Origin of the sequence: Psychrobacter sp. S4(2024), assembly GCF_036861305.1 — a bacterium.
GTDB classification, from domain to species: Bacteria; Pseudomonadota; Gammaproteobacteria; order Pseudomonadales; family Moraxellaceae; genus Psychrobacter; species Psychrobacter cryohalolentis.
Genome location: NZ_JAZAQR010000002.1, coordinates 37,366 through 64,055, shown reverse-complemented (window position 1 = coordinate 64,055; position 26,690 = coordinate 37,366). Strand labels below are relative to the sequence as shown.

The 26,690-nt window shown below is 43.2% G+C and carries 39 protein-coding genes and 1 tRNA gene; 33 read left to right on the top strand and 7 right to left on the bottom strand.

Annotated features, from left to right (window positions below; all coding sequences use genetic code 11):
• Window positions 1-230: 230 nt before the first annotated feature.
• Both VLA57_RS05220 and VLA57_RS05215 read left to right on the top strand, forming a co-directional pair.
• Entirely contained in the window at window positions 231-1,418 is a 1,188-nt protein-coding gene (locus VLA57_RS05220) for an SPOR domain-containing protein (protein WP_333954491.1), read from the top strand.
• A 302-nt stretch (window positions 1,419-1,720) separates the two neighbouring features.
• Window positions 1,721-2,251 carry a DUF2726 domain-containing protein gene (locus tag VLA57_RS05215; RefSeq protein WP_333954490.1) on the top strand — a complete coding sequence of 177 codons (531 nt, stop codon included), beginning with the start codon at window positions 1,721-1,723 and terminating at the stop codon, window positions 2,249-2,251.
• Window positions 2,252-2,276: 25 nt separating this feature from the next.
• Here VLA57_RS05215 and VLA57_RS05210 read toward each other — a convergent pair whose 3' ends face one another.
• The 7 genes from VLA57_RS05210 to gatC form a co-directional block, all read right to left on the bottom strand.
• Complete coding sequence (locus VLA57_RS05210) at window positions 2,277-3,233, bottom strand: DUF1853 family protein (protein ID WP_333954489.1); 957 nt, start codon at window positions 3,231-3,233, stop codon at window positions 2,277-2,279.
• A gap of 102 nt (window positions 3,234-3,335) precedes the next feature.
• Window positions 3,336-3,515: a hypothetical protein gene (locus VLA57_RS05205; protein WP_333954488.1), complete on the bottom strand. Its 180-nt coding sequence runs from the start codon at window positions 3,513-3,515 to the stop codon at window positions 3,336-3,338.
• 149 nt (window positions 3,516-3,664) lie between these two features.
• Window positions 3,665-4,273, bottom strand: a complete 609-nt coding sequence (locus VLA57_RS05200; protein ID WP_333954486.1) for a hypothetical protein — start codon at window positions 4,271-4,273, stop codon at window positions 3,665-3,667.
• Between the two features lie 214 nt (window positions 4,274-4,487).
• Window positions 4,488-4,564: transfer RNA gene (locus tag VLA57_RS05195), tRNA-Pro, on the bottom strand.
• 114 nt (window positions 4,565-4,678) lie between these two features.
• Window positions 4,679-6,208: an Asp-tRNA(Asn)/Glu-tRNA(Gln) amidotransferase subunit GatB gene (gene gatB, locus VLA57_RS05190; RefSeq protein WP_333954485.1), complete on the bottom strand. Its 1,530-nt coding sequence runs from the start codon at window positions 6,206-6,208 to the stop codon at window positions 4,679-4,681.
• Window positions 6,208-7,704 (bottom strand): Asp-tRNA(Asn)/Glu-tRNA(Gln) amidotransferase subunit GatA, encoded by a 1,497-nt coding sequence (gene gatA, locus VLA57_RS05185; protein ID WP_333954484.1) that lies wholly within the window; start codon window positions 7,702-7,704, stop codon window positions 6,208-6,210. The genes gatB and gatA overlap by 1 nt, the downstream gene beginning before the upstream one ends.
• A 65-nt stretch (window positions 7,705-7,769) precedes the next feature.
• Window positions 7,770-8,084 carry an Asp-tRNA(Asn)/Glu-tRNA(Gln) amidotransferase subunit GatC gene (gene gatC, locus VLA57_RS05180; RefSeq protein WP_011512845.1) on the bottom strand — a complete coding sequence of 105 codons (315 nt, stop codon included), beginning with the start codon at window positions 8,082-8,084 and terminating at the stop codon, window positions 7,770-7,772.
• A gap of 683 nt (window positions 8,085-8,767) precedes the next feature.
• Between gatC and VLA57_RS05175 the strand changes: the two genes are divergently transcribed.
• The 31 genes from VLA57_RS05175 (at window position 8,768) to rpsK (ending at window position 26,661) form a co-directional block, all read left to right on the top strand.
• Window positions 8,768-9,805, top strand: a complete 1,038-nt coding sequence (locus VLA57_RS05175) for a rod shape-determining protein (protein ID WP_041752960.1) — start codon at window positions 8,768-8,770, stop codon at window positions 9,803-9,805.
• An 81-nt stretch (window positions 9,806-9,886) separates the two neighbouring features.
• On the top strand, window positions 9,887-10,015 hold the full coding sequence (locus tag VLA57_RS05170) for a hypothetical protein (protein ID WP_020442808.1): 129 nt from the start codon (window positions 9,887-9,889) through the stop codon (window positions 10,013-10,015).
• 33 nt (window positions 10,016-10,048) lie between these two features.
• Window positions 10,049-10,909, top strand: a complete 861-nt coding sequence (gene mreC / locus VLA57_RS05165; protein ID WP_020442809.1) for a rod shape-determining protein MreC — start codon at window positions 10,049-10,051, stop codon at window positions 10,907-10,909.
• Window positions 10,910-11,051: 142 nt separating this feature from the next.
• The gene (mreD, locus tag VLA57_RS05160; protein ID WP_133105432.1) at window positions 11,052-11,537 is read left to right on the top strand and encodes a rod shape-determining protein MreD; all 486 of its coding nucleotides are present in this window, start codon (window positions 11,052-11,054) and stop codon (window positions 11,535-11,537) included.
• 140 nt (window positions 11,538-11,677) lie between these two features.
• Entirely contained in the window at window positions 11,678-12,358 is a 681-nt protein-coding gene (locus tag VLA57_RS05155; protein ID WP_333954483.1) for a Maf family protein, read from the top strand.
• 224 nt (window positions 12,359-12,582) lie between these two features.
• Complete coding sequence (locus tag VLA57_RS05150; RefSeq protein WP_333954482.1) at window positions 12,583-14,169, top strand: Rne/Rng family ribonuclease; 1,587 nt, start codon at window positions 12,583-12,585, stop codon at window positions 14,167-14,169.
• Window positions 14,170-14,656: 487 nt separating this feature from the next.
• On the top strand, window positions 14,657-14,968 hold the full coding sequence (gene rpsJ / locus VLA57_RS05145; protein WP_010196670.1) for a 30S ribosomal protein S10: 312 nt from the start codon (window positions 14,657-14,659) through the stop codon (window positions 14,966-14,968).
• A 48-nt stretch (window positions 14,969-15,016) separates the two neighbouring features.
• Window positions 15,017-15,655 carry a 50S ribosomal protein L3 gene (rplC, locus tag VLA57_RS05140; protein ID WP_010196672.1) on the top strand — a complete coding sequence of 213 codons (639 nt, stop codon included), beginning with the start codon at window positions 15,017-15,019 and terminating at the stop codon, window positions 15,653-15,655.
• A gap of 14 nt (window positions 15,656-15,669) precedes the next feature.
• A complete protein-coding gene (rplD, locus tag VLA57_RS05135; RefSeq protein WP_011512852.1) occupies window positions 15,670-16,272 on the top strand; it encodes a 50S ribosomal protein L4 in 603 nt (200 codons plus the stop codon).
• Window positions 16,269-16,619 carry a 50S ribosomal protein L23 gene (rplW, locus tag VLA57_RS05130; RefSeq protein ID WP_011279789.1) on the top strand — a complete coding sequence of 117 codons (351 nt, stop codon included), beginning with the start codon at window positions 16,269-16,271 and terminating at the stop codon, window positions 16,617-16,619. Before rplD ends, rplW begins: the two co-directional genes overlap by 4 nt.
• An 11-nt stretch (window positions 16,620-16,630) precedes the next feature.
• Window positions 16,631-17,458, top strand: coding sequence for a 50S ribosomal protein L2 (gene rplB / locus VLA57_RS05125; protein WP_011512853.1), 828 nt, complete (start codon window positions 16,631-16,633; stop codon window positions 17,456-17,458).
• 12 nt (window positions 17,459-17,470) lie between these two features.
• The gene (gene rpsS, locus VLA57_RS05120) at window positions 17,471-17,746 is read left to right on the top strand and encodes a 30S ribosomal protein S19 (protein ID WP_011279791.1); all 276 of its coding nucleotides are present in this window, start codon (window positions 17,471-17,473) and stop codon (window positions 17,744-17,746) included.
• 10 nt (window positions 17,747-17,756) lie between these two features.
• The gene (gene rplV, locus VLA57_RS05115; protein ID WP_010196689.1) at window positions 17,757-18,086 is read left to right on the top strand and encodes a 50S ribosomal protein L22; all 330 of its coding nucleotides are present in this window, start codon (window positions 17,757-17,759) and stop codon (window positions 18,084-18,086) included.
• Window positions 18,087-18,089: 3 nt separating this feature from the next.
• Window positions 18,090-18,818 (top strand): 30S ribosomal protein S3, encoded by a 729-nt coding sequence (rpsC, locus tag VLA57_RS05110; RefSeq protein WP_011512854.1) that lies wholly within the window; start codon window positions 18,090-18,092, stop codon window positions 18,816-18,818.
• Between the two features lie 3 nt (window positions 18,819-18,821).
• Window positions 18,822-19,235 (top strand): 50S ribosomal protein L16, encoded by a 414-nt coding sequence (gene rplP, locus VLA57_RS05105; protein ID WP_011512855.1) that lies wholly within the window; start codon window positions 18,822-18,824, stop codon window positions 19,233-19,235.
• The gene (gene rpmC, locus VLA57_RS05100; RefSeq protein ID WP_011279794.1) at window positions 19,235-19,432 is read left to right on the top strand and encodes a 50S ribosomal protein L29; all 198 of its coding nucleotides are present in this window, start codon (window positions 19,235-19,237) and stop codon (window positions 19,430-19,432) included. The genes rplP and rpmC overlap by 1 nt, the downstream gene beginning before the upstream one ends.
• Window positions 19,429-19,704 (top strand): 30S ribosomal protein S17, encoded by a 276-nt coding sequence (gene rpsQ / locus VLA57_RS05095; protein WP_011512856.1) that lies wholly within the window; start codon window positions 19,429-19,431, stop codon window positions 19,702-19,704. The genes rpmC and rpsQ overlap by 4 nt, the downstream gene beginning before the upstream one ends.
• A gap of 181 nt (window positions 19,705-19,885) precedes the next feature.
• Window positions 19,886-20,254: a 50S ribosomal protein L14 gene (gene rplN, locus VLA57_RS05090; protein ID WP_010196702.1), complete on the top strand. Its 369-nt coding sequence runs from the start codon at window positions 19,886-19,888 to the stop codon at window positions 20,252-20,254.
• A gap of 8 nt (window positions 20,255-20,262) precedes the next feature.
• Window positions 20,263-20,580, top strand: coding sequence for a 50S ribosomal protein L24 (gene rplX, locus VLA57_RS05085; RefSeq protein WP_011512857.1), 318 nt, complete (start codon window positions 20,263-20,265; stop codon window positions 20,578-20,580).
• A 21-nt stretch (window positions 20,581-20,601) separates the two neighbouring features.
• Window positions 20,602-21,138 carry a 50S ribosomal protein L5 gene (gene rplE / locus VLA57_RS05080; protein ID WP_011512858.1) on the top strand — a complete coding sequence of 179 codons (537 nt, stop codon included), beginning with the start codon at window positions 20,602-20,604 and terminating at the stop codon, window positions 21,136-21,138.
• 12 nt (window positions 21,139-21,150) lie between these two features.
• Window positions 21,151-21,456, top strand: a complete 306-nt coding sequence (rpsN, locus tag VLA57_RS05075) for a 30S ribosomal protein S14 (protein ID WP_011279798.1) — start codon at window positions 21,151-21,153, stop codon at window positions 21,454-21,456.
• 11 nt (window positions 21,457-21,467) lie between these two features.
• Window positions 21,468-21,866 carry a 30S ribosomal protein S8 gene (gene rpsH, locus VLA57_RS05070; protein ID WP_011512859.1) on the top strand — a complete coding sequence of 133 codons (399 nt, stop codon included), beginning with the start codon at window positions 21,468-21,470 and terminating at the stop codon, window positions 21,864-21,866.
• Between the two features lie 217 nt (window positions 21,867-22,083).
• Window positions 22,084-22,617, top strand: a complete 534-nt coding sequence (gene rplF / locus VLA57_RS05065) for a 50S ribosomal protein L6 (RefSeq protein WP_011512860.1) — start codon at window positions 22,084-22,086, stop codon at window positions 22,615-22,617.
• A gap of 11 nt (window positions 22,618-22,628) precedes the next feature.
• Window positions 22,629-22,979 carry a 50S ribosomal protein L18 gene (gene rplR, locus VLA57_RS05060; RefSeq protein ID WP_011279801.1) on the top strand — a complete coding sequence of 117 codons (351 nt, stop codon included), beginning with the start codon at window positions 22,629-22,631 and terminating at the stop codon, window positions 22,977-22,979.
• 2 nt (window positions 22,980-22,981) lie between these two features.
• On the top strand, window positions 22,982-23,497 hold the full coding sequence (rpsE, locus tag VLA57_RS05055) for a 30S ribosomal protein S5 (protein ID WP_010196711.1): 516 nt from the start codon (window positions 22,982-22,984) through the stop codon (window positions 23,495-23,497).
• A gap of 20 nt (window positions 23,498-23,517) precedes the next feature.
• Window positions 23,518-23,697, top strand: a complete 180-nt coding sequence (rpmD, locus tag VLA57_RS05050; RefSeq protein ID WP_011512861.1) for a 50S ribosomal protein L30 — start codon at window positions 23,518-23,520, stop codon at window positions 23,695-23,697.
• Complete coding sequence (gene rplO / locus VLA57_RS05045) at window positions 23,697-24,137, top strand: 50S ribosomal protein L15 (protein ID WP_011512862.1); 441 nt, start codon at window positions 23,697-23,699, stop codon at window positions 24,135-24,137. Before rpmD ends, rplO begins: the two co-directional genes overlap by 1 nt.
• Window positions 24,138-24,156: 19 nt before the next feature.
• On the top strand, window positions 24,157-25,488 hold the full coding sequence (gene secY, locus VLA57_RS05040) for a preprotein translocase subunit SecY (protein WP_011512863.1): 1,332 nt from the start codon (window positions 24,157-24,159) through the stop codon (window positions 25,486-25,488).
• A gap of 32 nt (window positions 25,489-25,520) precedes the next feature.
• A complete protein-coding gene (gene rpmJ / locus VLA57_RS05035; RefSeq protein ID WP_010196721.1) occupies window positions 25,521-25,637 on the top strand; it encodes a 50S ribosomal protein L36 in 117 nt (38 codons plus the stop codon).
• Window positions 25,638-25,894: 257 nt separating this feature from the next.
• Entirely contained in the window at window positions 25,895-26,251 is a 357-nt protein-coding gene (gene rpsM, locus VLA57_RS05030) for a 30S ribosomal protein S13 (RefSeq protein ID WP_011512864.1), read from the top strand.
• 20 nt (window positions 26,252-26,271) lie between these two features.
• Window positions 26,272-26,661 (top strand): 30S ribosomal protein S11, encoded by a 390-nt coding sequence (rpsK, locus tag VLA57_RS05025; RefSeq protein ID WP_010196728.1) that lies wholly within the window; start codon window positions 26,272-26,274, stop codon window positions 26,659-26,661.
• Window positions 26,662-26,690 lie beyond the last annotated feature (29 nt).

Sequence of the window (26,690 nt, the reverse complement as noted above, 5' to 3'; positions counted from 1 at the left end):
TTTACGTTAAAACATTGACTGTTTGATGTTAGTCTTAGTAATAGCGTGGTGGCAGACAGCATGAAAAATATGCTTTATAATCAAAGTGATTAAAACCTAGCGCATTAGTATTAAAACGGATGGAAGCAACTGGCGCTAATGGCTTGCTGATTTAAGCTATCTATAATATAGTTTAAAACAATAACCGCGCCGCCCAATCAACCTTATTACCAACTAAGAGACGTAAACGGATGAATTTTTCGAGACAAGCCTTATTGGGCATTGGGATGATTATCGGTGGTAGCGTGATGCTATACGCCATGGTACAACAAATTGGTGATACCAATAAATCACAGCCAGCATCGGCAATGATCGATCAACCGAGTGCTGAGCCTACGTCTGTACAACCACTGACAACAGATATCGAAACAGAAAAACGTATCTTGGCACAAAAACAAAAAGAGCGTGCCGCTCGCGTTGCAGAACAAGAAAAGCGTGCTCAGCAGTTCTTAACTGAACAAGAAGCGGCAGAGGCGCAAGCATTGGCAAAAGCACGCGCTGAAAGTCAGCAATATCTGGCGAGCACCACACCAAGTATCGAAGATAACGCTGATACTAACAGTACTAATAAAGAGGCGACGAAGAACACACTTGCAACACCTATATCAGCGCCTTCTAGTGCAGAGACGTCCACTGATGGTGCTGAAGCAAAGAAGAAAGCACTAGCAGAGCAGCAGGCAGCTGAAAGACAAGCAACTATTAGAGAGCAAGCTGCTGCTAAGAAATTAGCAGATAGCAAAAAAGAAGCAGACGTTAAAAAGCAGGCTGAAGCGCAAGTAGCTGCGGAAAAAAAGCGCGAGGCGGATGAAGCCGCAAAAAAGACCCCACCTAAGTCGCCCTCTGACTATCAAGTCAAAAGAGGAGATGGGCTGATTAAACTGGCACGCCAGTACGATATGCCGGTAGAAGTCTTAGCTCAAGCCAATAATCTCTCACCATCAACATCGCTAAATCTTGGTCAAACCATTACGATTCCCTCGCGTAAGCAAGTAGAGCGTTTAGAGCGAGAAGCGACGGCGGCTGAACAGGCACGTGAAGAAAAGCGTCAAAGAGAAGAAGCTTTAGCAAAAAAGTCAGCAGACGCTAAACGTGATGCTCAGCAAAAACTCAGCGAAGCCCGTAAAGAAGTCAAAGAAACCGATGCTAAAGGTAGCTTTGGGGTACAAGTAGCGTTAGCAAACGACCAATCCAAAGCGGATGAGATGGCAAAAAAATTCCAATCTGCAGGTTATCAAGTTAAGACCAGCCCGACGAGTCGCGGTGTACGGGTTATTGTCGGTCCTGAGCGTGGTAAAGTAGCCGCTTTAGCCTTGAAGGATAAGATTAATAGTGACCCTAAAGTGAATACCACCAGCGCTTGGGTATTATACTGGCGCTAGATGTTGTTAAACTGCTAAACGCATGATAATGAAATAGCAGCTAAAATCTTAATGAGAGTGCTTTCATTTATTATCATTTGATGCTTTATAATTAAAACACGACATCTATTGTCGTGTTTTTCGTTTTAGTGTTTGTCCATTTGCTCATACTTAGTTACCATGAGCACCATTTTTGTTTCTCTCTGTATAACCTGTTAGCCCATAAGGGTCGACCTGCTGCAGTTAAAGGTAGTTTGTTATGTTAGCTAGGCTAGCATATAGGCAAACTATCTACCTGCTTAGATATTGCATAAGGTAAAACCATGTCATTTGGCGCTATATTTTTAATATTGGCAGTTGGCTTTTTGGGGCTGATTACCTTACCAAAATTATTTTCTAATAAACAAGCTATTGAACCAGATCCGACGCCTGTACGCGGTGATGAGTTGGCTATTTGGCCGTTTGCGCCGATGCCTATCATGACCCCTACTGAAGTGATATTTTTTAATAAGTTAAAAAATGCATTACCGGAATATCATATTTTTGTGCAAGTACAGCTATCACGGATTATCGAAGCGAACAGTAATGAGACGTCTGAGCGCAGTTTTTGGTTCAATCGTATCTGCCGCCAAAGCGTTGATTATGTGATTGTTGATATCGATGCGCAGACTACTTTGGTTGCCATCGAGCTTGATGATTGGACACATAGCAGTAAAGCAAGGCAAAAAGCCGATGACAAAAAAGACAAGGCGCTTGCCAGTGCGGGCATTGCTATCGTGCGTTTTCATGCGGAGCGCATGCCGAGTGCCGACATGCTGAGATATGAGCTGATGCAAGTAATTGAAAGTTATTAAAAGCTATTAAGATGATGATAAAAGCTTAAAGTTTATTTTCTACTTGTTCGGTCTGCTTAGGATAAATGACAATAGGTCTATCGCCTGCAAAATATAAACCTGTTTTTAATATATCGTTTTTAGAATTGTTCAGTGGCGACTGACGACCGTCATAAAAATCGCGCCTAGTAAACCATTCAATATAATGGGCGGCTCGTAATGCCCTTATATCAAGAGTCGCGAGAGTGCTTGTGTCGTACTTATCACACCATTCGTGTATAGGAAAGCTTGGTGATAACCAAGACGGATAAGTAAAATTGCAGGTATTGATTGGTAAAAAGAACCGCCCTTTTATCACCCCATAACGCTTACCGATTTTAACTTGTCCATGATTTTCGGTATCTACCCAAATGCTACCAAACTGCTTGGTTTGCATGTGGGTCATTTTGCGTTGTAGATTGTCGTTGGAGTTGATACCGACCCAGTTGATCGGCTCAAAGGGCGCTGACCCCATAAAGAACTTGATAGCCAGCTCCCAATGTTCAGTGAGCTTCTCCTCATGATTATATAAAATCAAATCCAGCTCACCCGTCGTCTGCTTGCCGTTAAATAATTGCACATTATTAGCAAGCATCTCGTACGGATGCAACTTACGAGCAAAGCCATCCTCTAACCAAAATGACAGTAAGCCTTCGAAATGAAAACCTAAGCGATTGGGGCTTGGACGCTTTAGTAAGTAGCGCGTCAGCGCCTGATAATCATTGGTGCTATCCAGCTCGTCTAAACGTACTTGATACGCTTCAAATTGCGTTTGCCAAAAGCTGGCACTGTGCACCGAGATAGTGTGAGTATTTTGGTAAGGCGCAACGTCAAGCCATTTAGTCAAAACGTTTGGGCAAGCAAGCACATACGCCAAATCACGCACATAAGGTCGCTGGTAAGTTTCCCAAGGTGCGTCATTTATAAGGCGAGTAGATGTGGGCTGAGCGATAGGCTCTGACATAAGTTGAACCAATGCAAAGATGTAGCATTTACCCTAACGGCTCGCTCTATAAAAGTCTATAGGACACGAGTATCGGCTAGGGTAGTGCTCAGTTTTTTGGCTTTAAAATATGATATTAATGTGATGAATATGAATGCTGATATCAGGCGGTGATAGCAAGTAAGGCAATAGGATACTGAATACCGTTTTTAGTATTGGCAGTAGCCATTTTGGTAAGTTGCTGGATTCATTATAAGGTGACTGCTGTTCTAAATGAGGTGGGGTGTAATCTTGCTGAGTCATTATCTAGCTCCATAATTTACCGTAACTTGATTGATACGGCTTATTGTTGCTAGTTTATGGAAGGAAGTTGTTTGTATCACCTTAAATGAGGTGAGTTCATGCCCTACTTGGGGTATAAATTTTTTCGGGGTGAAAACTTTGTATTTATATCACTTCTTTTTTACATCAGCCAATACGTCATTAGCATTACTAAAACGAGATTCTAAGGTGCTTTTGCCTTGCCCGTATATACTCTGTTCTACAATTGCACTAATGATAACGGCTTGACTTGAAAATGGTTGCTTACTCTCAATTCCTTTGGGTGAAGTCATTAACTCTAGTAATAAGCCTATAGTGGTTTGATAGCTTTTTTCGTTACGTTCATTTAATTGATTATGCTCATTTGGTGAAATTTTAGCTTTTGCCATTAAAGGAAACAAATCTATTAAATCACATCGAGATTCTAGATAACTTAAAAGTTTCATTCGCTCTTTTGACAGTTTGCTATCGTCTTTAACTTCAAACGCTTTAAAATATGGCATAATTTCATATATAAATTTCATTACCTCTTTACTAACGCTTTCCTCTACATGGACACCTTTTTCTTTAGCTGCCTTTAGCAGTAATTCATATGAGTCATCTGGTAAAGCTATACTAATGAACTCTCCATTCATCGTTGAGTTTTCTTTTATGTATTTTATTTCGTGCTCAAGCTCAGCAATTCTATTTTTGAGTGCTTCGTTTTCTCTATTTCGCTGATCACTATTTTCTAATGGCATAATTCATACCTCTATGAACCCTTAAATCAAAGTAAATATAAGACAAGCCAGCCTAAAGCTATATGAACGAATGGCTTTCGATTGTTCCTCATGCCTTGCACGATTTTTATTATTGTTTGCTCAATGAAGCATCATACAATCCCTAGCCAAATTTAGCACAAAAAAAAGCCAACCATTGAAAACAATGATTGGCTTCTCTCTTTACTACTATGTTTGGTCGGAACGGCAGGATTTGAACCTGCGACCACTACACCCCCAGTGTAGTGCGCTACCAGACTGCGCTACGCCCCGAATGACTGACTATTTTACGCAAAATTATGCATATTGCAAGAGCTATTTATTTTAGCCAAAATCTACAATTGTATTTTACATATCATAGCCAGTATAACCAATGAGCAGTTAACCTTAACCCAGTAACTCTTTTAGAATTTGGTTGACTTGCTGTGGATTAGCACTACCGCGACTGGCTTTCATTACTTGACCAACTAAACCATTGAAGGCTTTTTCTTTACCGCCGCGATACTCTTCAACCATCGTTGCATTCTTAGCAATGACGTCTTCAACGATGGTTTTGATAGCGCCCGTATCAGTTTCTTGCTTAAGACCTTTTTCCTCGATGATTTTATCTGCTGCATCATCAGCATCGCCACCTTCGCGCTCATATAAGGCACTAAAGACCTTCTTAGCTAGTTTGCCAGATAGGGTATCGTCTTTGATACGCGATAGCATACCAGCCAATTGCTTGGCACTGATAGGGGAGTCAGTAATTTCCTTATCATCTTTATTCAACGCACCAAGTAGGTCGCCCATTACCCAGTTGCCTGCCATTTTGGCATCTGCTTGCCCAATTTCTGCAACCACACTTTCAAAGTAATCAGCAATTTGACGGCTACCAGTCAAGATACGAGCGTCATATTCTGAAAGACCAAGCGCTTCTTCAAAACGCGCACGGCGGGCAACTGGTAACTCAGGCATCGCTGCACGAATGCTATCAACCGTATGCTGCTCAATACGCACAGGTAGCAAGTCAGGATCAGGGAAGTAGCGATAATCATTGGCATCTTCTTTGGTACGCATAACACGAGTTTCGTCGCGCTCTGGGTCATAAAGCATCGTTGCTTGCACAACTTTACCGCCGTCTTCTAAGATGTCAATCTGACGCTCTATTTCGCGATTGATGGCACGCTCGATGAAGCGGAATGAGTTGAGGTTCTTTAGCTCAGTACGTGTACCAAGCTCGCTTTCAGGCTTACGGATAGAGACGTTACAATCACAGCGGAATGAGCCTTCTGCCATGATAGCATCTGAGATACCTAGCCACGTGACCAGCTGATGAATGGCTTTGATATAGGCCAGTGCTTCGTGAGCTGAGCGCATATCAGGTTCAGAGACAATTTCGATCAGTGGCGTACCAGCGCGGTTTAGATCCACGCCCGTCATACCATCGACGGCATCGTGTACTGATTTACCAGCATCTTCTTCTAGATGCGCGCGGGTGATACCCATACGTTTTGGATATTCGTTCTTTTCACCTTCATTGACCACGACATCTATATAGCCTTCGCCAACGATAGGGTTGGCCATCTGGGTGATTTGATAGCCTTTCGGTAAATCAGGGTAAAAGTAGTTTTTGCGGTCAAAAGTATTAAATAGACCCAGCTCAGCGTTGACGCCGATACCAAATTTTAGCGCACGATCAACCACACCAGCATTTAGCACTGGCAAGACACCCGGTAAGCCTAAATCTACAATACTGGCTTGGCTGTTTGGCTCGTGACCGAAGTCAGTCGGCGCGCTCGAGAATATCTTACTTTCTGTGTTCAGCTGACAGTGAATCTCGATACCGATGACCACTTCATAACCATCGACGAATAGCTCTTTACGAACATCGTGTTTGCGAACGGCGTTGTTATCAGTAGTAGTTGCTGTATTCATTATACCGTCTCCTTCGCGATGGTAGAGTGTTGCAGATGATGATCTGTATGCTGCTGGAATAAATGAGCAGTAGAGAGCAATTTGCTCTCTTGCCAATATTGTCCAATCAATTGCAAACCAATAGGCAAGCCTGCTGAGGTTAAACCAACTGGCTGACTAAGCGCAGGTAGACCCGCTAAGTTGACACCAATGGTATAAACATCACCCAAGTACATCGTTGCAGGATCGAGGTCTTCACCAAGTTTATAAGCTGCTGTTGGCGCCGTTGGACTGGCGATCACATCACAGTTGGCAAAAGCATCTTCGAAGTCTTTGATAATTATGCGGCGCACTTTTTGGGCCTTAGTATAATAAGCATCAAAGTAACCAGCAGATAGCGCATAAGTCCCTGACAAAATACGGCGCTGTACTTCAGGACCAAAGCCTTCAGAACGCGAGCGCGTATATAAGTCAATCAAGTCTTTAGGGTTTTCACAGCGATACCCAAAGCGCACACCATCGAAGCGTGATAGGTTTGATGATGCTTCAGCTGGTGCGAGCATATAATAGGTAGCAAGGGTGATCTCTGGATCAGTGATTGTCACCTCTACAATGGTCGCGCCAAGTTCTTCGTATTTCTTTAACGCTGCACGAGCTGCTTGTTCGACTTCAGTATCAAGTCCTTTACTAAAATATTCTTTAGCAACGCCAATACGTAAACCGGCAAACGGTTTATCACCAGCGCTGGTAGCAGCGTCATTTAAATCTTGTACATAATCAGGCATGTCGTATTTGATAGAAGTCGCATCGCGTGGGTCATGACCAATCATTGGCTGTAATAGGAAGGCACAGTCCATGGCACTGCGACCCATACTACCAGCTTGATCAAGACTCGAGGCATAAGCAATCATACCGAAGCGAGAGACGCGACCATAAGTAGGTTTGATGCCCGTTAAGCCGCAAAATGAGGCAGGCTGACGAATAGAGCCACCGGTATCACTACCAGTCGCAACGGGTACAAATCCTGCTGCAACGGCTGCTGCACTACCACCTGATGAGCCACCAGGTACATGCGCTATGTTCCAAGGATTGTGCACCGCACCATAATATGAGCTTTCATTGTCTGAGCCCATCGCAAACTCATCCATATTGAGCTTACCCAGGCTAATCATTCCAGCTTTATCAATGTTAGTGACGATGGTCGCATCATAAGGAGAGATAAAGTTATGCAGCATTTTAGAGCCACAGGTCGTCAATACGCCTTGAGTACAAAAAATATCTTTATGCGCCATGGGTACGCCAAGTAATGGGCGTTTGTCCCCTTGTACACGCATCTCGTCCGCCGCTTGTGCTTGCGCGCGCGCTGTCTCAGAGGTATGAGTGATAAAACTGTTAATCTTGCTATCAAGGGCGTTAATACGTTTGATGTAGTGGTCAGTCAGCTCAAGGCTGCTAAATTGTTTGTCTTGCAGACCAGTAATGAGCTGCTGGGTACTTAATAAATGAAGTTCAGACATAAGGTGTCGTCCGTCAAAATGTTAATAGCATAAAGTAAGATACGAAATCAGAGAGCGACAGCCGCCTATTCAATCACTTGCGGTACCAAATACAAGCCATCTTCGACAGCAGGGGCAACCGATTGATTGCGTTCACGATTGATATCGTGTTTAGCGACATCAGCACGCAAATCTTGGCAAGCTTCATGAATATTTGATAAAGGTTTGATATCGGTGGTATCGACATTACCAAGCGTGTTCATCAGCTTAAGTATTTTAGAGATATCAGCAGCATAGCTATCGGCAGTATTTTCATCGACACCTAAACGGGCAAGGTTGGCAACTTCTAGAATTTCTTCACGGCTGACAGTGTTGTCAGACGTTAATGGTTGCTGTGACATAGTGTCTCCAGTTACGGACAGTTTTTGTTAGAGTAGAATATGACTAAAACAGATAAGCACTAAAATAAGCGACTTATATAAAGATGTAAATATACAGTGGCTTTATTATAAAGCATCTGACCGAAGTTTACAGAGCAGGACACTTGATTACAGCACAATCTTTACTCACAAGATTGTTTAAAAGGGCTTTATTCACGACTCTTCTATTAAAAAAGGCTCAACTTAATAAGCAATTATGCAAAGCTGACTGGATAGTAAAAAGTTGATGGTCAATAGCTCCCCATTTAATGACGAAATACGTTACAGTGGGTAGCTGCTGCTAAGCAAGTTATCAAGCAAATTACTTAGTAAATATCATAAGACGGTAGCTGCTTGTTAGTGATTGAATTAAAGGCTGTTTCATCAAAGCGGCTGGTATGGTCTGCGATTTCAAACTTTGTAACAACTTTTAGCGCATAAGCGCAAAATCCTAGCGTACTGATGCAAATATCTGTGTTTTTTTTGAGCCAAATCGGTATAATTTAGCTCAGTTTTTTCATTTCATCATTATAGCTTCGGTTTGACTTGTTACGATGATAAACTCTCGCCACGGGTAATGTCTAAAGACGACCTGCTCAATACTGACGAGTAATCCCTCGGTCACTCTCATTTGCCTCATTCGCCTCATTTGTAATACGCTGGAAATATTAGTCATGAACCTGTTTGGATTTTTATCAAATAATATCGCAATCGACCTCGGTACTGCGAACACCCTTATTTTTATTCCTGGTAAAGGCGTGGTGCTCGATGAGCCTACGGTGGTCGCTTTAAGAAGCAATCGCACACAGAACCCTACCGTTGCTGCTGTTGGTATTGATGCCAAGCAGATGCTGGGTCGTACGCCTGCCAATATTACGGCTATCCGCCCTTTAAAAGACGGCGTGATTGCTGACTTTGAAGTGACGCAAAAAATGCTTAAGCATTTTATCGCCAAGGTAAAAGCGAAGCGTTTTATGGCCCAGCCTAATGTGGTGGTTTGCGTGCCTTGCAAGTCTACCCTTGTTGAGCGTAAAGCGATTCGTGAAGCGGTATCGTCAGCTGGCGCCAGCAAAGTATTGTTACTAGAAGAGCCAATGGCAGCAGCGATTGGTGCTGGCATGCCGGTTCATGAAGCCAGCGGTTCGATGGTCGTTGATATCGGCGGTGGTACCACTGAGATTGCCGTTATCGCTTTGTCAGGTTGTGTCTATGCTGAGTCTATCCGTATCGGTGGCGATATGTTTGATGATGCCATTATTACCCATGTACGTCGTATTCATGGCTGCGTGATTGGTGAAACCACCGCTGAGCGTATCAAACAAGAAGTTGGCTCCGCGCTAAATGAAGACAGCCAGTTAGAAGTAGAAGTACGCGGACGTAGCATGGCAGAAGGCGTACCAAAAACCTTCACTGTCAACTCAGAAGAAGTGCAGAAAGCTTTGAGTGATCCGCTGAGTGGTATCGTCAGCGCGGTAAAAGCAGCACTTGAGCAGACGCCACCAGAGTTGTCATCAGACATCGCTGAACGCGGTATTGTCTTGACCGGTGGCGGCGCACTATTACGTGACCTAGATAAGCTCATCTCAAGAGAGACAGGCTTACCAGTTACAGTCGCTGAAGATCCATTAACTTGCGTGAGCCGTGGTGGCGGTATTGCGCTTGATTTTATCAATAACAAAAGCCTAAATATGATTTTTGTATAAATCACTGTTTATCAAGCATTGTCATACTAGCAATGTTAGATAAGGCTGAAGTTAACGATAACTAGGCATGAGAAAGGATAGATGAATAACATTGAAGGTAGCCAAAAGGTTGCCTTTAATATTATCAATAAAGGCAATCAATATCTGATAGATACTGAGCTTTTTTTGATATTAAATGCCTTTTATATAGTGCTATTCAGTGCTGGCTAATGCTCACATTAAAACCTCTACATTAGACGAACTATGACTCCAAGTATTTTTGCTCGCCAGCCACTCGCGCTTCGTATAACTGCTGTTTTATTAATAGTGGCATTGATATTGATGTGGTTTGATAGCAAAAATCCAGAATGGTTCAAGCCTATACGCTCAACGAGCCACGCCGCAATGCAGCCTATTTACGAGCTGTCATTATTACCCAGTTATGCACAACACTGGTCAAGCGGCAGCCTACAATCAAAAGAAACGCTGCGCCGCGAAAACATGCAGCTCAGATCTCAACTTATTCACGCGCAAGCTAAATTGCAGCAGCAAGATTATATCTTGGCGCAAAACGCTCGCCTGCAAGGTATTCTATCGACCACGCGCCCTGAACAATTTGATTTAAATCTGGCACAGGTAATTGGTACTGACACCAATCTACTGCGTCAAATTGTGGTGTTGAATAAAGGGGAGCAAGATGGGGTACAAGTTGGGCAAACGGTCATTGATGAAAACGGCATTTTAGGTCAGATTATCAATGTCTATCCTAATACCAGCCGTTTATTGCTTATTACTGATGAGCAGCAGTCCGTTGCCGTTACTGTCAAGCGGACAGGTCAGCGCGCTATTGTCACCGGTCAGGGTATACCTACTTCATTGAGCCTTGAATATGTCTTTAAAACCTCAGATGTACGCGTCGGGGATGAGCTGGTCTCGTCTGGATTAGGTGGGCGTATCCCTGCAGGCTACCGTGTTGGTCGTATCACCCATATTGAAGACACGCAAGCGGATAATTTTAGAAGCATTGATGTCACACCTGCCGCAAACTTTGTTGATAATGCTTATGTGCTGATATTGCAAGACAAGCTGGCTAATAAAAACAATATTGGCATCAATGAGTCTTGATGGTCATTGTTAGAGATAATCATTGCCCGATAATCAGCCGCTATTCTATTTAAGTGCGCTGCTTTACTCCTCGTTTTTTATTCCCTGCAATGCTGAATTCATTATTAAGTAGCTGCTAAACATCCGCTAAAGGTACGTATTCATGGCATATCCTGATTCTGATCATGCAAATGGGCTGCTGCATGCCGTGATTGTACTGAGTTTTATTATTGCCTCATCGCTCAGTGTTTATCCATTAAGTCCTAGTATGGCCACATTGCGTCCTATGATCATGATCATGGTATTGATTTTTTGGTTATTGTTTCAGCCGCGTTATGTAGGCATTTTTAGTGCCTTTGCTATTGGCCTTATTGCTGATTTGCTGATGGATACTCATTTAGGACAGCAGGCTTTTTCTGCTGTGGCAGTGGCGCTTATGATAAAGGTGACCAGTATCTATATCAGACAGCTAAATACGATTAGTGCATGGATAATAGCGAGTTTAGGATTATTTGTATTTCAAGCGAGTCTGTGGATGCTACAGATGTTTGTACAAGATGTCTTTGTTGCCCAATCTACTTTTTCTTTATTGATGAGTATTATTAGCTGGCCATTGGTACTATTGACGTTACGAAAATTTGTGCGTTAATCAGATTGATTATTACATCGATTATCAATACAAGTATTTTCATCACACATGGTTTTTATAAGCATCTACGATAAACGACCCTCGTTTATTTATGACTAAACCTATCAATATCAAGTTTCTACATAATATAGAGAGTAGTGATGGATATTATCCTAGCATCCGGCTCGCCGCGTCGTCGCGAGTTACTAAGTAGAGTGCAACTAGAATTTACGGTCATCAGCGTTGATATCGATGAAACGCCTTATCAAGATGAGTCGCCCAAAGATTATACTGTCCGTATGATCGCCGCCAAAGCAGAGGCAGCAACTGTGCAGCTAAATAGACAGTTAAAGAATAATGACGCTCACTTATATCAATCACTCTTATTGAAGCCCATTATTTTATTGACCTCTGATACCATTGGGGTATTGCCAGATGGCAAAACAGTCTTGGTCAAACCAAATAATCGCGAAGATGCTTATCGTATGTGGCAGCAAATGTCCGATAGTACTCATGAAGTATGGACGGCGGTACAGGCAACGCAACTCTCATTACAGCCTAAACGTTCTGATGAGTTCAACAATGAGCAAGTATGGCAAATCATCAATCAGCAACAAATTATTGAACGTACAGAGGTCACCTTTGTAGCGCTTACCCTAGAGATGATGAGTGATTATTGGGACAGCGGCGAGCCTGTAGACAAGGCAGGTGGCTATGGTATTCAAGGTTTGGGTGCGGCTTGGGTTAGCCGTATCAATGGCAGCTATACCAATGTGGTAGGCTTACCGCTTGCCCAAACGCTGGCATTGATTAAAGAGATGAATGACACTGATACGCTTTAAAATTTTGATGCCTAAATAGATAATACCTAATAAAGCTTACATGCTCAAAAAGTTTAGAGCAGGGGTATGGATTCAGCAGTGCTTTAAGATGAAGCTTGATATTAAGCCATCTGCACATAATGACACGCTTGTGTCATGGGCAAAAGCAAGTGGCATTTGTTACACTGTCAGGCTACCAAACTATGAATGCTTCACCAGAAAGCTAAGTGATAAGAGAAAATACTATGTCCGAAGAGCTGCTGATTAATATTAGTCCCATGGAGTCCCGTGTCGCCGTATTAGATAACGGTATCTTGGGCGAGATTTATATTGAGCGTCATCATAAACTGGGTTTGGTTGGTAACATTTACTTGGGTACAGTGGTGCGCGTTCTGCCGGGTATGCAGGCAGCCTTTGTCGATATTGGTCAGTCACGTACTGCATTCTTACACGTTAATGATATGCAGCGTGAACCTCGTCCAGCTGCCAAAAGCAGTAAAGTCGAAAAGACTGGTGATGAGCGCACTATTATAGAGGTGACGGCTGACGATTTAGCCATCACGCCGCCTGTAATAAGTACGCAGAACACAGAAGTTGTATCAGTTTCGAAAACTCTCATCCAGCATCGCCTACACGAGAGCCAACGTATCTTAGTTCAAGTCACCAAAGATCAGTTAGGCAGTAAAGGCGCGCGCTTAACCACCAATATATCACTGCCATCTCGCTATCTGGTCTACTTGCCATCGAGTGAGCATATCGGTATCTCGCAGCGTATTGATGGTGAAGAAGAGCGTACCCGTCTCAAGACTGAGCTTACTAGCCTGATGCAAACCGTCAACCTCAAGGGCGGTCTTATTGCACGTACAGCCGCTGAACGTGTCCCCGTTGATAAACTTGAAGAAGACATCTACTATCTCTTGCAACTATGGCGGACAATATGTGCCCGTCGTCAAGAAATGAAGCCTAATCAAAGTTCAGAGCTTATTTATCAAGAATTATCGTTACCACTGCGTTCTATCCGCGATTTGGTACACGCTGGTACCGAAAAAGTCGTGATTGATAATGCACAGATATATGAGCAGGTTAGATACTTTGCCAAAGAATTTGTGCCTTTTGTCTATGATCGCATAGTACATTATACCGCTGAGCAGTCGCTGTTTGATGTGCACCGCGTCGAAGATGATTTACGTGATGCGCTCAAACGCCGCGTTGATTTAAAGTCGGGCGGCTATCTGATTATTGACCAAACCGAAGCGATGACCACCATTGATGTCAATACTGGCTCATTCGTTGGTGGGCGTTCATTAGAAGATACCGTCTACAAAACAAATCTAGAGGCAACACACGCGATAGCCCGTCAGCTGCGCTTACGTAATCTAGGCGGTATTATTATCCTAGACTTCATCGATATGCTTGAGCAGCAGCACAAGGATGATATCTTAGAGAGCTTGCAGTCACAGCTAGTACAAGACTATGCCAAAACCAAAATCACTCAAGTCAGTGAGCTTGGTTTGGTTGAAATGACCCGTAAGCGTACTCGTGAATCGCTTGGGCAGCAACTATGTGAGCCTTGCTCGACTTGTCAAGGGCGCGGCTTTGTCAAAACCGCTGAGACGGTCTGTTTTGAAATATTTCGTGAAATCATGCGCTGTGCTCGTACCTATAATTCTCCTAAGAAGTTTACGGTGGTTGCCCATGCCTCAGTCATTGATTTATTACTCACCTCAGAGTCGGATACGGTAGCAGATTTAGAGTATTTGCTTGGTAGAGTGATTACCTTTGATGTTGAGAATTTATATACCCAAGAACAATACGATATAGTATTAGATTGAACCTCAAGGCGGGATCTGAATAGTAAGTATTGCCGTCAAATGTTGAAAACTTAGGGCATTTAATGGGACGGTTTAGCTTTGATGATTAGTAAGCAATCGGTTAAAAGTTAAGAGAATTTGGTTTAAAAACCAATATTTATATCAAACAGTTGTGTATATCATTGTAAATAAGCCCCTTGCAATGATCTGATTATTATGTATAATACACACCACTGAATTATATATGCGCCGCCAATCAAACAGCTGGCGCTATGACAGCTAGAGCATCGTTTCTAGCACTATTTCATTATGCCTTTGCTGACATCCTACAATGGAAGGGTCGGCGGGGCTTTAAACTATTTTGCTTTTGGCACGCTACAAGTTCGGATAAAGAACTCATTCTGGTTTAGAACAGAAGGCCGCTTTAAGTGAATATTTAACCAAACGGCTTTTGCTCATATCCTTGCAAAGCAAGAATGACAAAAGCACATATTAGGAGCTTGCTGGCATGGCTAACCAGAGAATCCGTATCCGTCTTAAGTCTTTTGATCATCGTCTGATTGATCAATCTGCACAAGAGATTGTTGATACTGCAAAGCGCACCGGTGCGCAAGTTTGTGGTCCTGTACCGTTGCCGACTCGCATTGAGCGCTTCAACGTTCTAACTTCACCACACGTAAACAAAGACGCTCGTGATCAGTACGAAATCCGTACTCATAAGCGTATGGTTGACATTGTTCAACCTACCGATAAAACTGTGGATGCGCTAATGAAGCTTGACTTAGCGGCGGGTGTTGACGTTCAAATTGCTTTGGGTTAATGCACATAAACACCCAACCCATTAATATAAGATATAAAGAGGTCTAAAATGGCGATCGGTTTAGTCGGTAAAAAATGCGGCATGACCCGTGTCTTCACTGAAGCAGGCGCATCTATCCCTGTAACAGTGGTTGAGATCAGTGCTAACCGCATTACTCAAGTAAAAAATACTGATGTAGATGGCTATCAAGCCATCCAAATTACCACAGGCACCCGTCGTGACAGCCGCGTAACAGCAGCTCAAAAAGGTCACTTCGCTAAAGCCGGCGTTGCCGCTGGTCGTGGTGTTTGGGAATTTCGTGCCAATGACAGCGATCTTGAAGGTCGTGAGATTGGTGGTGAGATCCTAGCTGACTTGTTCGAACAAGGTCAGATGGTTGATGTCACAGGAAACAGTAAAGGTAAAGGCTTTCAAGGCGGCGTGAAGCGTCACAACTTCAGCATGCAAGATGCCACTCATGGTAACTCAGTATCTCACCGTGCCATTGGTTCAACTGGTCAAAACCAGTCACCAGGTAAAGTCTTCAAAGGCAAAAAAATGCCAGGTCAGATGGGTAACAAACGCGTTACCGTTCAAGGCCTAGAAGTGATATCGGTTGATGTTGAAAATGGGTTACTTGTCATCAAGGGTGCTATCCCAGGTGCCACCGGTGGCGATGTCATCGTACGTCCGTCAGTCAAAGCCTAAGCAAGGGGATTAACGTGGATTTAAAAACAGTTACAGGGGCGGCAGTTGAGCTTTCTGATACGGCTTTCGGTCGTGAATTCAACGAAGCACTAGTGCATCAAGTCGTCACCGCATATCTTGCTGGTGCTCGCCAAGGTACACGCGCTCAAAAGACCCGTGCCGAAGTTTCTGGTGGTGGCATTAAGCCATGGCGCCAAAAAGGTACTGGTCGCGCTCGTGCAGGTTCTATTCGTAGTCCAATCTGGCGTGGGGGCGGTCGTGCATTCGCGGCTAAGCCACAAGATTGGTCACAGAAAGTTAACCGTAAGATGTATCGCGGTGCTATGCAGTGTATCCTAGCCGAATTGATTCGCCAAGAGCGTCTAATTTTGGTTGAAGAGATAAGCGTTTCTGGTCCAAAGACCAAAGAGCTGATCGCAAAGTTAGGTGAGTTAAATGCATCACGTGCATTGATCGTCACCAAAGAAGTTGACGAAAACTTATACTTAGCTGCTCGCAACATCCCACATGTCAATGTACTTGATACAAGTGAAGTGGATCCAGTGAGCTTGATCGCTTTTGATAAAGTGATCATGACAGTCGAAGCTGCGAAACAATTTGAGGAAGCACTAGCATGAATAACGCAAGACTTTATCAGATCCTAAGAGGACCTGTATTCTCAGAGAAATCTCAAATGCTTGGCGACTCACTTGGTGTGCAGGTATTTAAAATTGACTCTAAGGCTACTAAGCTTGAAGTTAAAAAAGCAGTTGAGATGATGTTTGAAGGTGTTGAAGTTTTAAAAGTAAACACATTGAACGTTAAAGGTAAGACAAAGCGTTTTGGTAAAAGTATCGGCCGTCGTAACGACTATAAAAAAGCCTATGTTACCTTAAAAGCTGGTCAAGATGTACAAATGGCTGATGCTGGTGAAGAGGTCGCAAATACGACTGCTTCTACTAGTGAAACAGCGAATAACGAATAAGGATTACACTCATGCCTATCGTAAGAGCAAAGCCAACATCACCAGGCCGTCGTTTTGTTGAAAAAGTAGTGCATCCACACCTTTATAAAGGTCGTCCGTTTGCAGCGCTTCTAGAATCAAAAAGCAAGACCGGTGGTCGTAACAATAATGGCCGTATCACTACTCGTCACATCGGCGGTGGTCATAAGCAACATTATCGTATTATCGATTTTAAACGTACTAAAGACAATATTCCAGCTACAGTAGAGCGTATTGAATACGATCCTAACCGTACTGCGCATATTGCTTTACTTAAGTACGCTGACGGCGAACGTCGTTATATTATCGCTGCTAAAAAGCAAGCAGTTGGTGATACAGTAATGTCAGGTGAATTATCACCAATTCGTCCAGGTAACTGTTTACCGCTAAAAAACATACCACTAGGTACTGTGATCCATAATATCGAACTTAAAATCGGTAAAGGCGCACAGATGGCTCGTGCTGCGGGTGCTAGCGTTCAGCTACTAGGTCGTGACGGTATTTATGCAATTCTTCGTTTGCGTTCTGGCGAAACTCGCCGTGTACACGTAAATTGCCGTGCTGTTATCGGTGAAGTTTCTAATACTGAAAACAACTTGAAATCACTTGGTAAAGCCGGTGCTTCACGTTGGAGAGGTATTCGTCCTTCTGTTCGTGGTGTCGCTATGAACCCGGTTGATCACCCACATGGTGGTGGTGAAGGTCGTAACAAAGGTCGCCATCCTACTAGCCCTTGGGGTCAGAAGTCTAAAGGACTTAAAACGCGTCACAATAAGCGTACTGACAACATGATCATCCGCCGTCGCGCCAAGAAGAAATAAAGGAAGAATTTCATGCCTCGTTCATTGAAAAAAGGTCCATTCATAGACGCGCATTTATTTGCTAAAGTTGAAACTGCATTAGAAACCAACTCACGCAAACCAATTAAAACTTGGTCGCGCCGTTCAATGATTCTGCCACAAATGGTTGGCCTAACTTTATCTGTTCACAATGGCCGTACTCATGTACCGGTTATCGTAAGTGAACAGATGGTTGGTCATAAACTAGGTGAATTTGCCCCGACTCGTACATATCGTGGTCACGGCATTGACAAGAAAGCTAAGAGATAAGGTGCTTACCATGGAAGTAACTGCAAAATTACGCGGTGCCGCCATATCGGCACAAAAAGTTAGACTCGTTGCTGATGAAGTTCGTGGCAAATCTATTGAGCGTGCTTTGGATATCCTAACGTATAGCAATAAAAAAGGCGCGGTTTTTGTTAAGAAATGTCTTAACTCTGCCATCGCCAATGCTGAAAACAACAACGGTTTAGATATCGATACTCTTAAAGTATCAACCATCTACGTTGATGAAGGCATTACGCTAAAACGTATCCTACCACGTGCTAAAGGTCGCGCTGATCGTATCAGTAAGCGTACCTGTCACATCACTATAAAGGTAGGGGAATAAGTTATGGGACAAAAAGTACATCCAATCGGAATTCGTCTTGGTGTTGTAAAAAAGCATAACGCAAACTGGTATGCTAGCCCTAAACAATACTCAGAATACCTAATTAACGACATTCAGGTTCGTGAATATCTGCGCAAGAAACTTGATAGTGCTATGATTAGCAAGATCATGATTGAGCGTCCTACTGGTGCTGCTAAGATTACCATCGCCACTGCGCGTCCTGGTATTGTTATCGGTAAGAAAGGCGAAGATATTGAAAGACTTCAAAAAGAATTGACCAAAATTATGGGCGTACCTGCTCAGGTCAACATTGAAGAAATCACCTCGCCTGATCTTGATGCTCATTTAGTAGCGGAAGGCATCGCAAGTCAGCTTGAGCGTCGTGTTATGTTCCGCCGTGCTATGAAGCGTGCGGTACAGAACAGCATGCGTTCTGGTGCTAAAGGTATTAAAGTTGAGCTGTCTGGCCGTCTTGGCGGTGCTGAGATTGCTCGTACTGAATGGTACCGTGAAGGTCGTGTGCCACTGCATACACTACGCGCTGATATCGACTATTCGTCAGTACGTGCGGAAACCACTTACGGCACCATCGGTGTAAAAGTTTGGATCTTCCGTGGCGAAATCCTTGACGGTATGAACAGTGTATACAATCCCGTTAAAGAAGAGCAGACTCGTGCGCCAAAACGCCGTGGTCGTGGAAACGGAAACCGTCGAAACACAGACAGAGGTTAAACTATGTTACAGCCAAAACGTACCAAGTTTCGTAAAATGCATAAAGGTCGTAACACTGGGCTAGCTCATCGTGGAAGCACCGTTGCATTCGGACAAATTGGTCTAAAATCTTTGACTCGTGGTCGTATGACTGCCCGTCAAATTGAAGCAGCACGCCGTACCATCACTCGTAAAATTAAGCGTGGCGGTAAGATTTGGATTCGCGTTTTCCCAGACAAACCAATTACCAATAAACCATTAGAAGTACGTATGGGTAAAGGTAAAGGTCCTGTAGAATATTGGGTATGCGAAATCAAACCTGGTAAAATACTATATGAACTTGAAGGGATTTCAGAAGAGCTTGCTCGCGAAGCGTTAACGCTTGCTGCAGCTAAACTGCCCTTTAAAACTACCATTGTTAAGCGGACGATAATGTAATGAAGATCAGTGAATTACGTGATAAATCATTAGAAGAACTGACCCAGTTACTTGATGAAAAGCAACTTGATGCTTTCCGTATTCGTATGGCTAAAGCAACTGGTCAGTTGGGGAATACCCATGAAGTACGTGTCAATCGTCGTGCGATTGCTCAGCTTCAGACTTTGATTAACGAGAAACAACGAGGCGACTCATGAGCGATAACAATCAAGCAACGACCAATGCTAGTGTTCTGACAGGACGAGTTGTCAGTGACAAGATGGACAAGTCCATCACGGTTTTGATTGAGCGTCTGGTTCGTCATCCTTTATATGGCAAGCAGCTTCGTCGTTCTACTAAAATCAAAGCACATGATGAGAATAATGTTTGCCAACAAGGCGATCTTGTCCGCATCAAAGAAACGCGTCCAATCTCAAAAACCAAGTCTTGGACTTTGGTTGATGTGGTTGAAAAAGTAGAAAAAATCTAAGTAAATTGCATTAAAAGCCAGAAGCTGTTAAAATAGCTGCCTTTTTAAGGATACTGATTGCGCCGAGCGTATATCACTCACATTAAGAGTAGCAGCGGTTATTAATATTAAAATGCCGACTACTCATACTGTGCTAGCGGCAGCAACTGGTTTTTATTGCTCATACGTGTGGAGTAACGCTATGATTCAGGTTGAATCTATGCTGGAAGTTGCAGATAATAGCGGTGCAAGACGAGTTCAGTGCATTAAAGTACTGGGTGGCTCTCATCGTCGTTATGCATCAGTTGGCGACATTATTAAAGTAACGGTTAAAGAAGCCATTCCTCGCGGTCGTGTTAAGAAAGGCGACGTGATGAATGCGGTAGTTGTACGTACCAAAAAAGGCGTTCGTCGTCCTGATGGTTCGGTATTACGTTTTGATGACAATGCTGCGGTATTGTTGAACCAAAACAAAGCGCCGATTGCAACTCGTATTTTTGGACCGGTAACTCGTGAACTACGTGGTGATCAGTTTATGAAAATTGTATCACTAGCACCAGAAGTATTGTGAGGTAATCCATGTCAAAATTACGTAAAGGCGATACAGTTATCGTGATTGCTGGGAAAGACAAAGGCAAGCAAGGTACTGTACAAGCTGTAAAAAACGATCGTATTAAAGTTGAAGGCATTAACATTGTCACTAAACATCAGAAGCCAAATCAGGCAACTGGCGTTGAAGGCGGCATTCTTAAGCAAGAAGCTTTTCTGCATATCTCAAATGTCGCAATCTTAAATGCGCAAACCCAAAAAGCTGATCGTATTACTTATCAGTTCGGCGAAGACGGCAAGAAACAACGCCTGTATCGTTCGAACGGTGAAGTAGTGGCGACTGCGTAAGACACTAAGGGTGTAATGGTAATGGCAAGATTAAAATCTTTATATAACGAAGAATTAAAACAGCAAATCAAAGAAGAACTTGGTTTGGCGAATGTGATGCAAGTGCCTAAAATCACTAAAATCACACTAAATATGGGTGTAGGCGGCGCGTCTCAAGACAAGAAATTGCTTGAAGGTGCTGTAGCTGATATGACTGCTATTGCTGGTCAAAAACCTGTAGTCACCAAAGCGCGTAAATCAGTTGCTGGCTTTAAAATTCGTGAAGAATGGCCAATTGGCTGTAAAGTAACGCTACGCGGTGAGCAAATGTACGAATTTTTAGATCGTCTCATTGCCATTGCAATTCCTCGTATTCGTGATTTCCGTGGTTTTTCTCCTAAAGCCTTTGACGGACGTGGTAACTACTCATTGGGTATCAAAGAACAAATTGTATTCCCAGAAGTAGACTTTGACAAGATTGATCGTATCCGTGGTATGGATGTGACAATTACTACGTCAGCTCAATCTGATGAAGAAGGTCGTGCGTTGCTTAAAGCTTTCGGCTTCCCATTTAAATAAGGTAAAGACGTTATGGCAAAGAAGAGCATGATTAACCGCGAATTAAAGCGCGAAAAAATGGTTGCTAAGTACGCTGATAAGCGTATTAAGCTAAAAGAAACTATCAGTGATATGACTGCAAGTGACGAAACTCGTATGGAAGCGATGCTAGAGCTACAAGCTTTGCCACGCAACGCATCACCAGTACGTCTGCGCAATCGTTGTGCTATCACGGGTCGTCCTCACGGTTACTTCCGCAAGTTTGGCTTATCACGCAATATGCTGCGTGAGCGTGTCATGCAAGGCGATGTGCCTGGTGTTCGTAAAGCAAGCTGGTAAGGGGTAACTATATGAGTATGCAAGATACCGTTGGGGATATGCTAACCCGTATTCGTAACGCACAAATGGCTAATAAAGTATCGGTAGCAATGCCGAACTCTAAGCTACGCAAATCAATCGCTGATTTGTTGGTTAACGAAGGTTATGTTGCTAGCGCTGTTGTTACTGAAGAAAACAACAACAAAGCAACTTTGACCATCGTATTAAAATACTTCGAAGGCAAAGCTGTCATTGAAACGATTCAACGTTTTAGCCGTCCTGGTTTACGCCAGCATCGCGGTAAAGACGCTATCCCTACTGTTAAGCAAGGTATGGGTGTTGCTATTGTATCAACTAGCCAAGGCATCATGACTGATCGTGCTGCACGCGCTGCTGGTATCGGTGGTGAAGTCGTCGCATTTGTAGCGTAAGCTACACGACGATAAAGTCTATTTGACGCTGTTAGGCTTCTATCAATGTGCTAGTGATAAATTATTTAACATTGTTAGGCTTCTATCAATGTGCTAGTGATAAATTATTTAACATTGTTAGGTGTCTAACGCGGTCAACTATGCTAAACTAACACGCTTTTTAGCCTGTTAGTTTTTTCGCTAATATAAAGAAGTTAATTTTCTAAGGAATATTCCTATGTCTCGTGTGGCTAAAGCCCCAGTGACGCTGCCAAACGGCGTAAGCGTTACTTTGAACGATCGGCAGGTCGAAGTTAAAGGCAAGAACGGCAATATGTCTTTACGCCTGCATGAATTGGTCGAGCTGAAACAGGAAGATGATGCAATCATTTTCTCACCTACAGTCGATTCAAAAGAAGCGATGATGCATACTGGCACCATGCGCTCTTTACTAAATAATTTAGTAATAGGCGTTAACGAAGGCTTTGAAAAACGTCTTCAGTTGATTGGTGTTGGTTACCGTGCTCAAGCTGCTGGTAATAAAGTAACCCTAAACGTTGGTTACTCACATCCAGTAGAATATACGTTACCTGAAGGTGTATCAGCTGAAACCCCAACGCAAACTGAAATCGTTTTAAAATCAAACGATAAGCAGCAGCTTGGTCAAGCAGCAGCCGATATCCGCGGTTTCCGCCCACCTGAGCCTTACAAAGGTAAAGGTATTCGTTATAGTGACGAGCATGTGATTCGCAAAGAAGCCAAGAAAAAATAAGGTGAGTTGAAATGTTTGATAAAAAAGCAGCTCGTCTACGTCGAGCTAAGAAAACCCGTGCACATATCCGTTTTTTGGGCGTTCATCGTCTAACGGTTAATCGTACGCCAAGACACATCTATGCCCAGATTATCTCTCCGAACGGTGGTGAAGTGATTGCTCAGGCATCTACCTTAGACAGCAGCTTGCGTTCAGGCGCGACTGGTAACGCTGATGCAGCGACGTCTGTAGGCCAAATGATCGCAGAACGCGCAAAAGCAGCTGGCATTACTAAAGTTGCATTTGACCGTAGTGGTTTTAAATATCATGGTCGAGTAAAAGCTTTAGCTGAAGCTGCTCGCGAAAACGGATTGGAGTTTTAATCATGGCTAGAAATGATAAAAATGATAAAAATGAACAGACTGACGGTCTAGTAGAACGCTTAGTTACCGTTGATCGCGTTGCAAAAGTTGTTAAAGGTGGTCGTATTTTCTCTTTCACTGCGTTGACTGTAGTGGGTGATGGCAATGGTCGTGTTGGTTTTGGTCGCGGTAAAGCACGTGAAGTGCCAGCTGCTATTCAAAAAGCACTAGAAGCTGCCAAACGTAATATGATTACTGTTGAGCTAAATGATGCAACTTTGTATCATCCGATCAAAGCACGTCATGGTGCTAGTAAAGTCTATATGCAACCTGCATCTGAAGGTACTGGCGTAATCGCTGGTGGCGCAATGCGTGCTGTATTAGAAGTTGCTGGTGTCAAAGATGTTTTGACTAAATGTTATGGTTCTACCAACACTGCTAACGTTGTTCGTGCAACGTTTAACGGTTTACGTGATATGTCAACTCCAGAAAAGATGGCAGCAAAACGTGGTAAATCTGTAGACGAAATCTTGGGTTAACTTAGACTAGGTGAGTTACGATGAAAAAAATGAAAGTCACTCAATTCAAATCGGGTGCCCATCGCCTCAAGAGCCACAAAGCATGCTTGAAAGGATTGGGTTTACGCCGTATTAATCATTCTGTTGTAGTAGAAGATACTCCTTCAACTCGTGGTATGGTCAATCGCGTTAACTACTTGGTAAAAGTGGAGGAAGCGTAATGGGTCTTAGATTAAATGAATTATCACCAGGTGTTGGCGCAAAGAAAACTGCCCAACGTCGTGGTCGTGGTATCGGTTCAGGCCTTGGTAAAACTGGTGGTCGTGGTGTAAAAGGTCAGAAATCTCGTTCAGGTTCTAGCATACGCTCAGGATTTGAAGGTGGTCAAATGCCTTTATATCGTCGTCTACCAAAATTTGGTTTTACCAGTAAAATGGCTATGACGACTGCTGAAGTTCGTCTGTCTGAACTGAGCCAAATTGAAGGCGATGTCGTTAGTATTGAAACTTTGAAAGCTGCTAACCTTATCCGTCGTGACATGAAGCGTGCGCGCGTTATGTTGTCGGGTGAAGTCACTAAAGCTTATACTTTTAAAGGTATCAAAGTGACTAAAGGCGCTAAGCAAGCAATCGAAGCTGCTGGTGGTAGCATCGAGGAGTAGTAACGTGTCAAAGCAATCAATGTCATCGACTGGTATACCGCTTAATCCTTTTGCCTTTATACGTAAGTATGATGAGCTATGGACGCGTTTGTTATTCTTAATCGGCGCATTGATTGTTTATCGTTTTGGGTCGCATATCCCAGTACCGGGTATCAATCCGGTTAACTTGGCTGATCTGTTTTCGCGCAACGAAAATACCATCCTGAGCATGTTTAATATGTTCTCAGGTGGTGCACTAGAGCGTATGTCTATCATGGCACTTGGTATTATGCCATATATCTCAGCATCGATTATTGTACAGATGATGTCTGCGGTATTGCCATCGCTTGAAGCTCTCAAAAAAGAGGGTGAAGCGGGACGACGTAAGCTAAACAAGTATACTCGTCAAGGGACACTTGCATTAGCTCTAGTACAGTCATTAGGGATGTGTGCTGGCTTAATCAGTCAAAATCTTACTTTATCTTCTGGTCTGACTTTCTATATTCCAGCGGTTACTTCATTGGTAGCTGGTGCTATGTTCTTAATGTGGCTTGGTGAGCAGATTACAGAGCGCGGCGTAGGTAATGGTATTTCAATGCTCATTTTTGCGAGTATTGTGGCTGGTACGCCAGGTATGATTTCGCAGTCTATTGAACAGGTCAACCAAGGTCAAATGAACTTGATTGTCCTCTTTATCTTTGCACTGTTAGGTGTCGCGGTTACTGCGGGTATCGTCTATATTGAACGTGCTCAGCGCCGTGTTCCTGTCAATTATGCGCAAAAACAACAGCAAGGTCGCAAGATTTACGCTCAGCAGCAATCACATTTGCCGTTGAAGCTAAATATGGCAGGGGTTATTCCTGCTATTTTTGCTAGTTCATTGCTATTGTTTCCTGCAAGTTTAGGGCAGTGGGTTGGTCAATCGCCTGATCCTACCTTGACGCAAAAGATATTGCAAAATATGGCATTGGTGTTGTCCCCAGGACAGCCGCTGTATCTCGTTCTATTTGGTGCAATGATTATCTTTTTCTGTTACTTCTACACGGCATTGGTATTTAGTCCGCGTGAAGTTGCTGAAAACCTTAAACGTAGTGGTGCGTATATCCCAGGTATTCGCCCAGGACAACAAACTCAGCGTTACCTCGATCATGTATTAAACCGATTGACCTTTATTGGCGCGATGTATATGACGGTTATTTGTTTAATGCCAATGGTCGTGCAGTCATCGTTTGGTGTGCCGTTTCAACTTGGTGGTACGTCGTTACTGATTATGGTGGTTGTGGTAATGGACTTCATCTCGCAGATTCAAGCGCATTTGATGACCCATCAATATCATGATCAGACGTTAATTCAATCGCCCACTCAACCTTAAATGAGCGGTACGATATCTCAAAGGAGTATGCTATGAAAGTTCAAGCATCAGTTAAAAAGATTTGTGGTAGCTGTAAAGTTGTGCGCCGTAAAGGCCGTGTACATATCATTTGTACCGCAGAACCTCGCCACAAGCAACGCCAAGGTTAATAATTTAAGCAAGTCAGTTTTAAGTGATTGGCTTGCTTATTAAATTAATACTTGAAAAATGACGGCGGATGCGATATCATCCGCCACTTGCCGTAGTTTATGCAAAATCTTTTATGAAATGATCAATGAATAGATTGGTTTACCAACTCGAAGCAGCGATAATAATTATAAAAGCTTTAGTATTGACAGCAACAAATCTGAAAAATAACACTTTATTTTAATGAATAAGGGTATTTTTCTTTAATGGAGAGAAATCAATGGCTCGTATTGCCGGCGTAAACATTCCGGATAATAAGCATGCTGTTATTTCACTAACTTACATCTTTGGTGTAGGTCGTACCACTGCTCAGAAAATCTTAGAAGCAGTTGGCATTGCCCCTAGTACTAAAGTCAGTCAGTTAGATGATACACAGTTAGATGCTATCCGTGCACAAGTTGCAGAATACATGACTGAAGGTGATCTTCGTCGTGAAGTGTCAATGAATATCAAGCGCTTGGTTGATCTTGGTTGTTACCGTGGCATCCGCCATCGTCGTAACTTACCAGTCAGAGGTCAAAACACCAAGAACAACGCTCGTACTCGTAAGGGTCCGACACGCCCTCTCAAAAGATAATTAACTTAGGAAGCTAAAAGATGGCAAAAGACACTCGCAGTCGCAAAAAGGTGGCTCGTCGTTCAGTATCGGAGGGCATTGCCCATATCCATGCGTCTTTTAATAACACCATTGTTACGATTACCGATCGTCAAGGTAATGCATTGGCTTGGGCCACTTCAGGTGGACAAGGCTTCCGTGGTTCACGTAAATCTACACCATTTGCAGCTCAGGTTGCAGCTGAAGTCGCTGGTAAAGCGGCTCAAGAATATGGTGTTAAGAACATCGATGTTTTGGTCAAAGGACCAGGACCGGGTCGTGAGTCTGCGGTAAGAGCACTAGGTGCATTGGGTTATAAAGTCAACAGCATCTCTGATGTAACCCCAATCCCACACAATGGTTGCCGTGCGCCGAAAAAGCGCCGCGTCTAATATTAAAGACGAAGCTTTTTATAATAGAA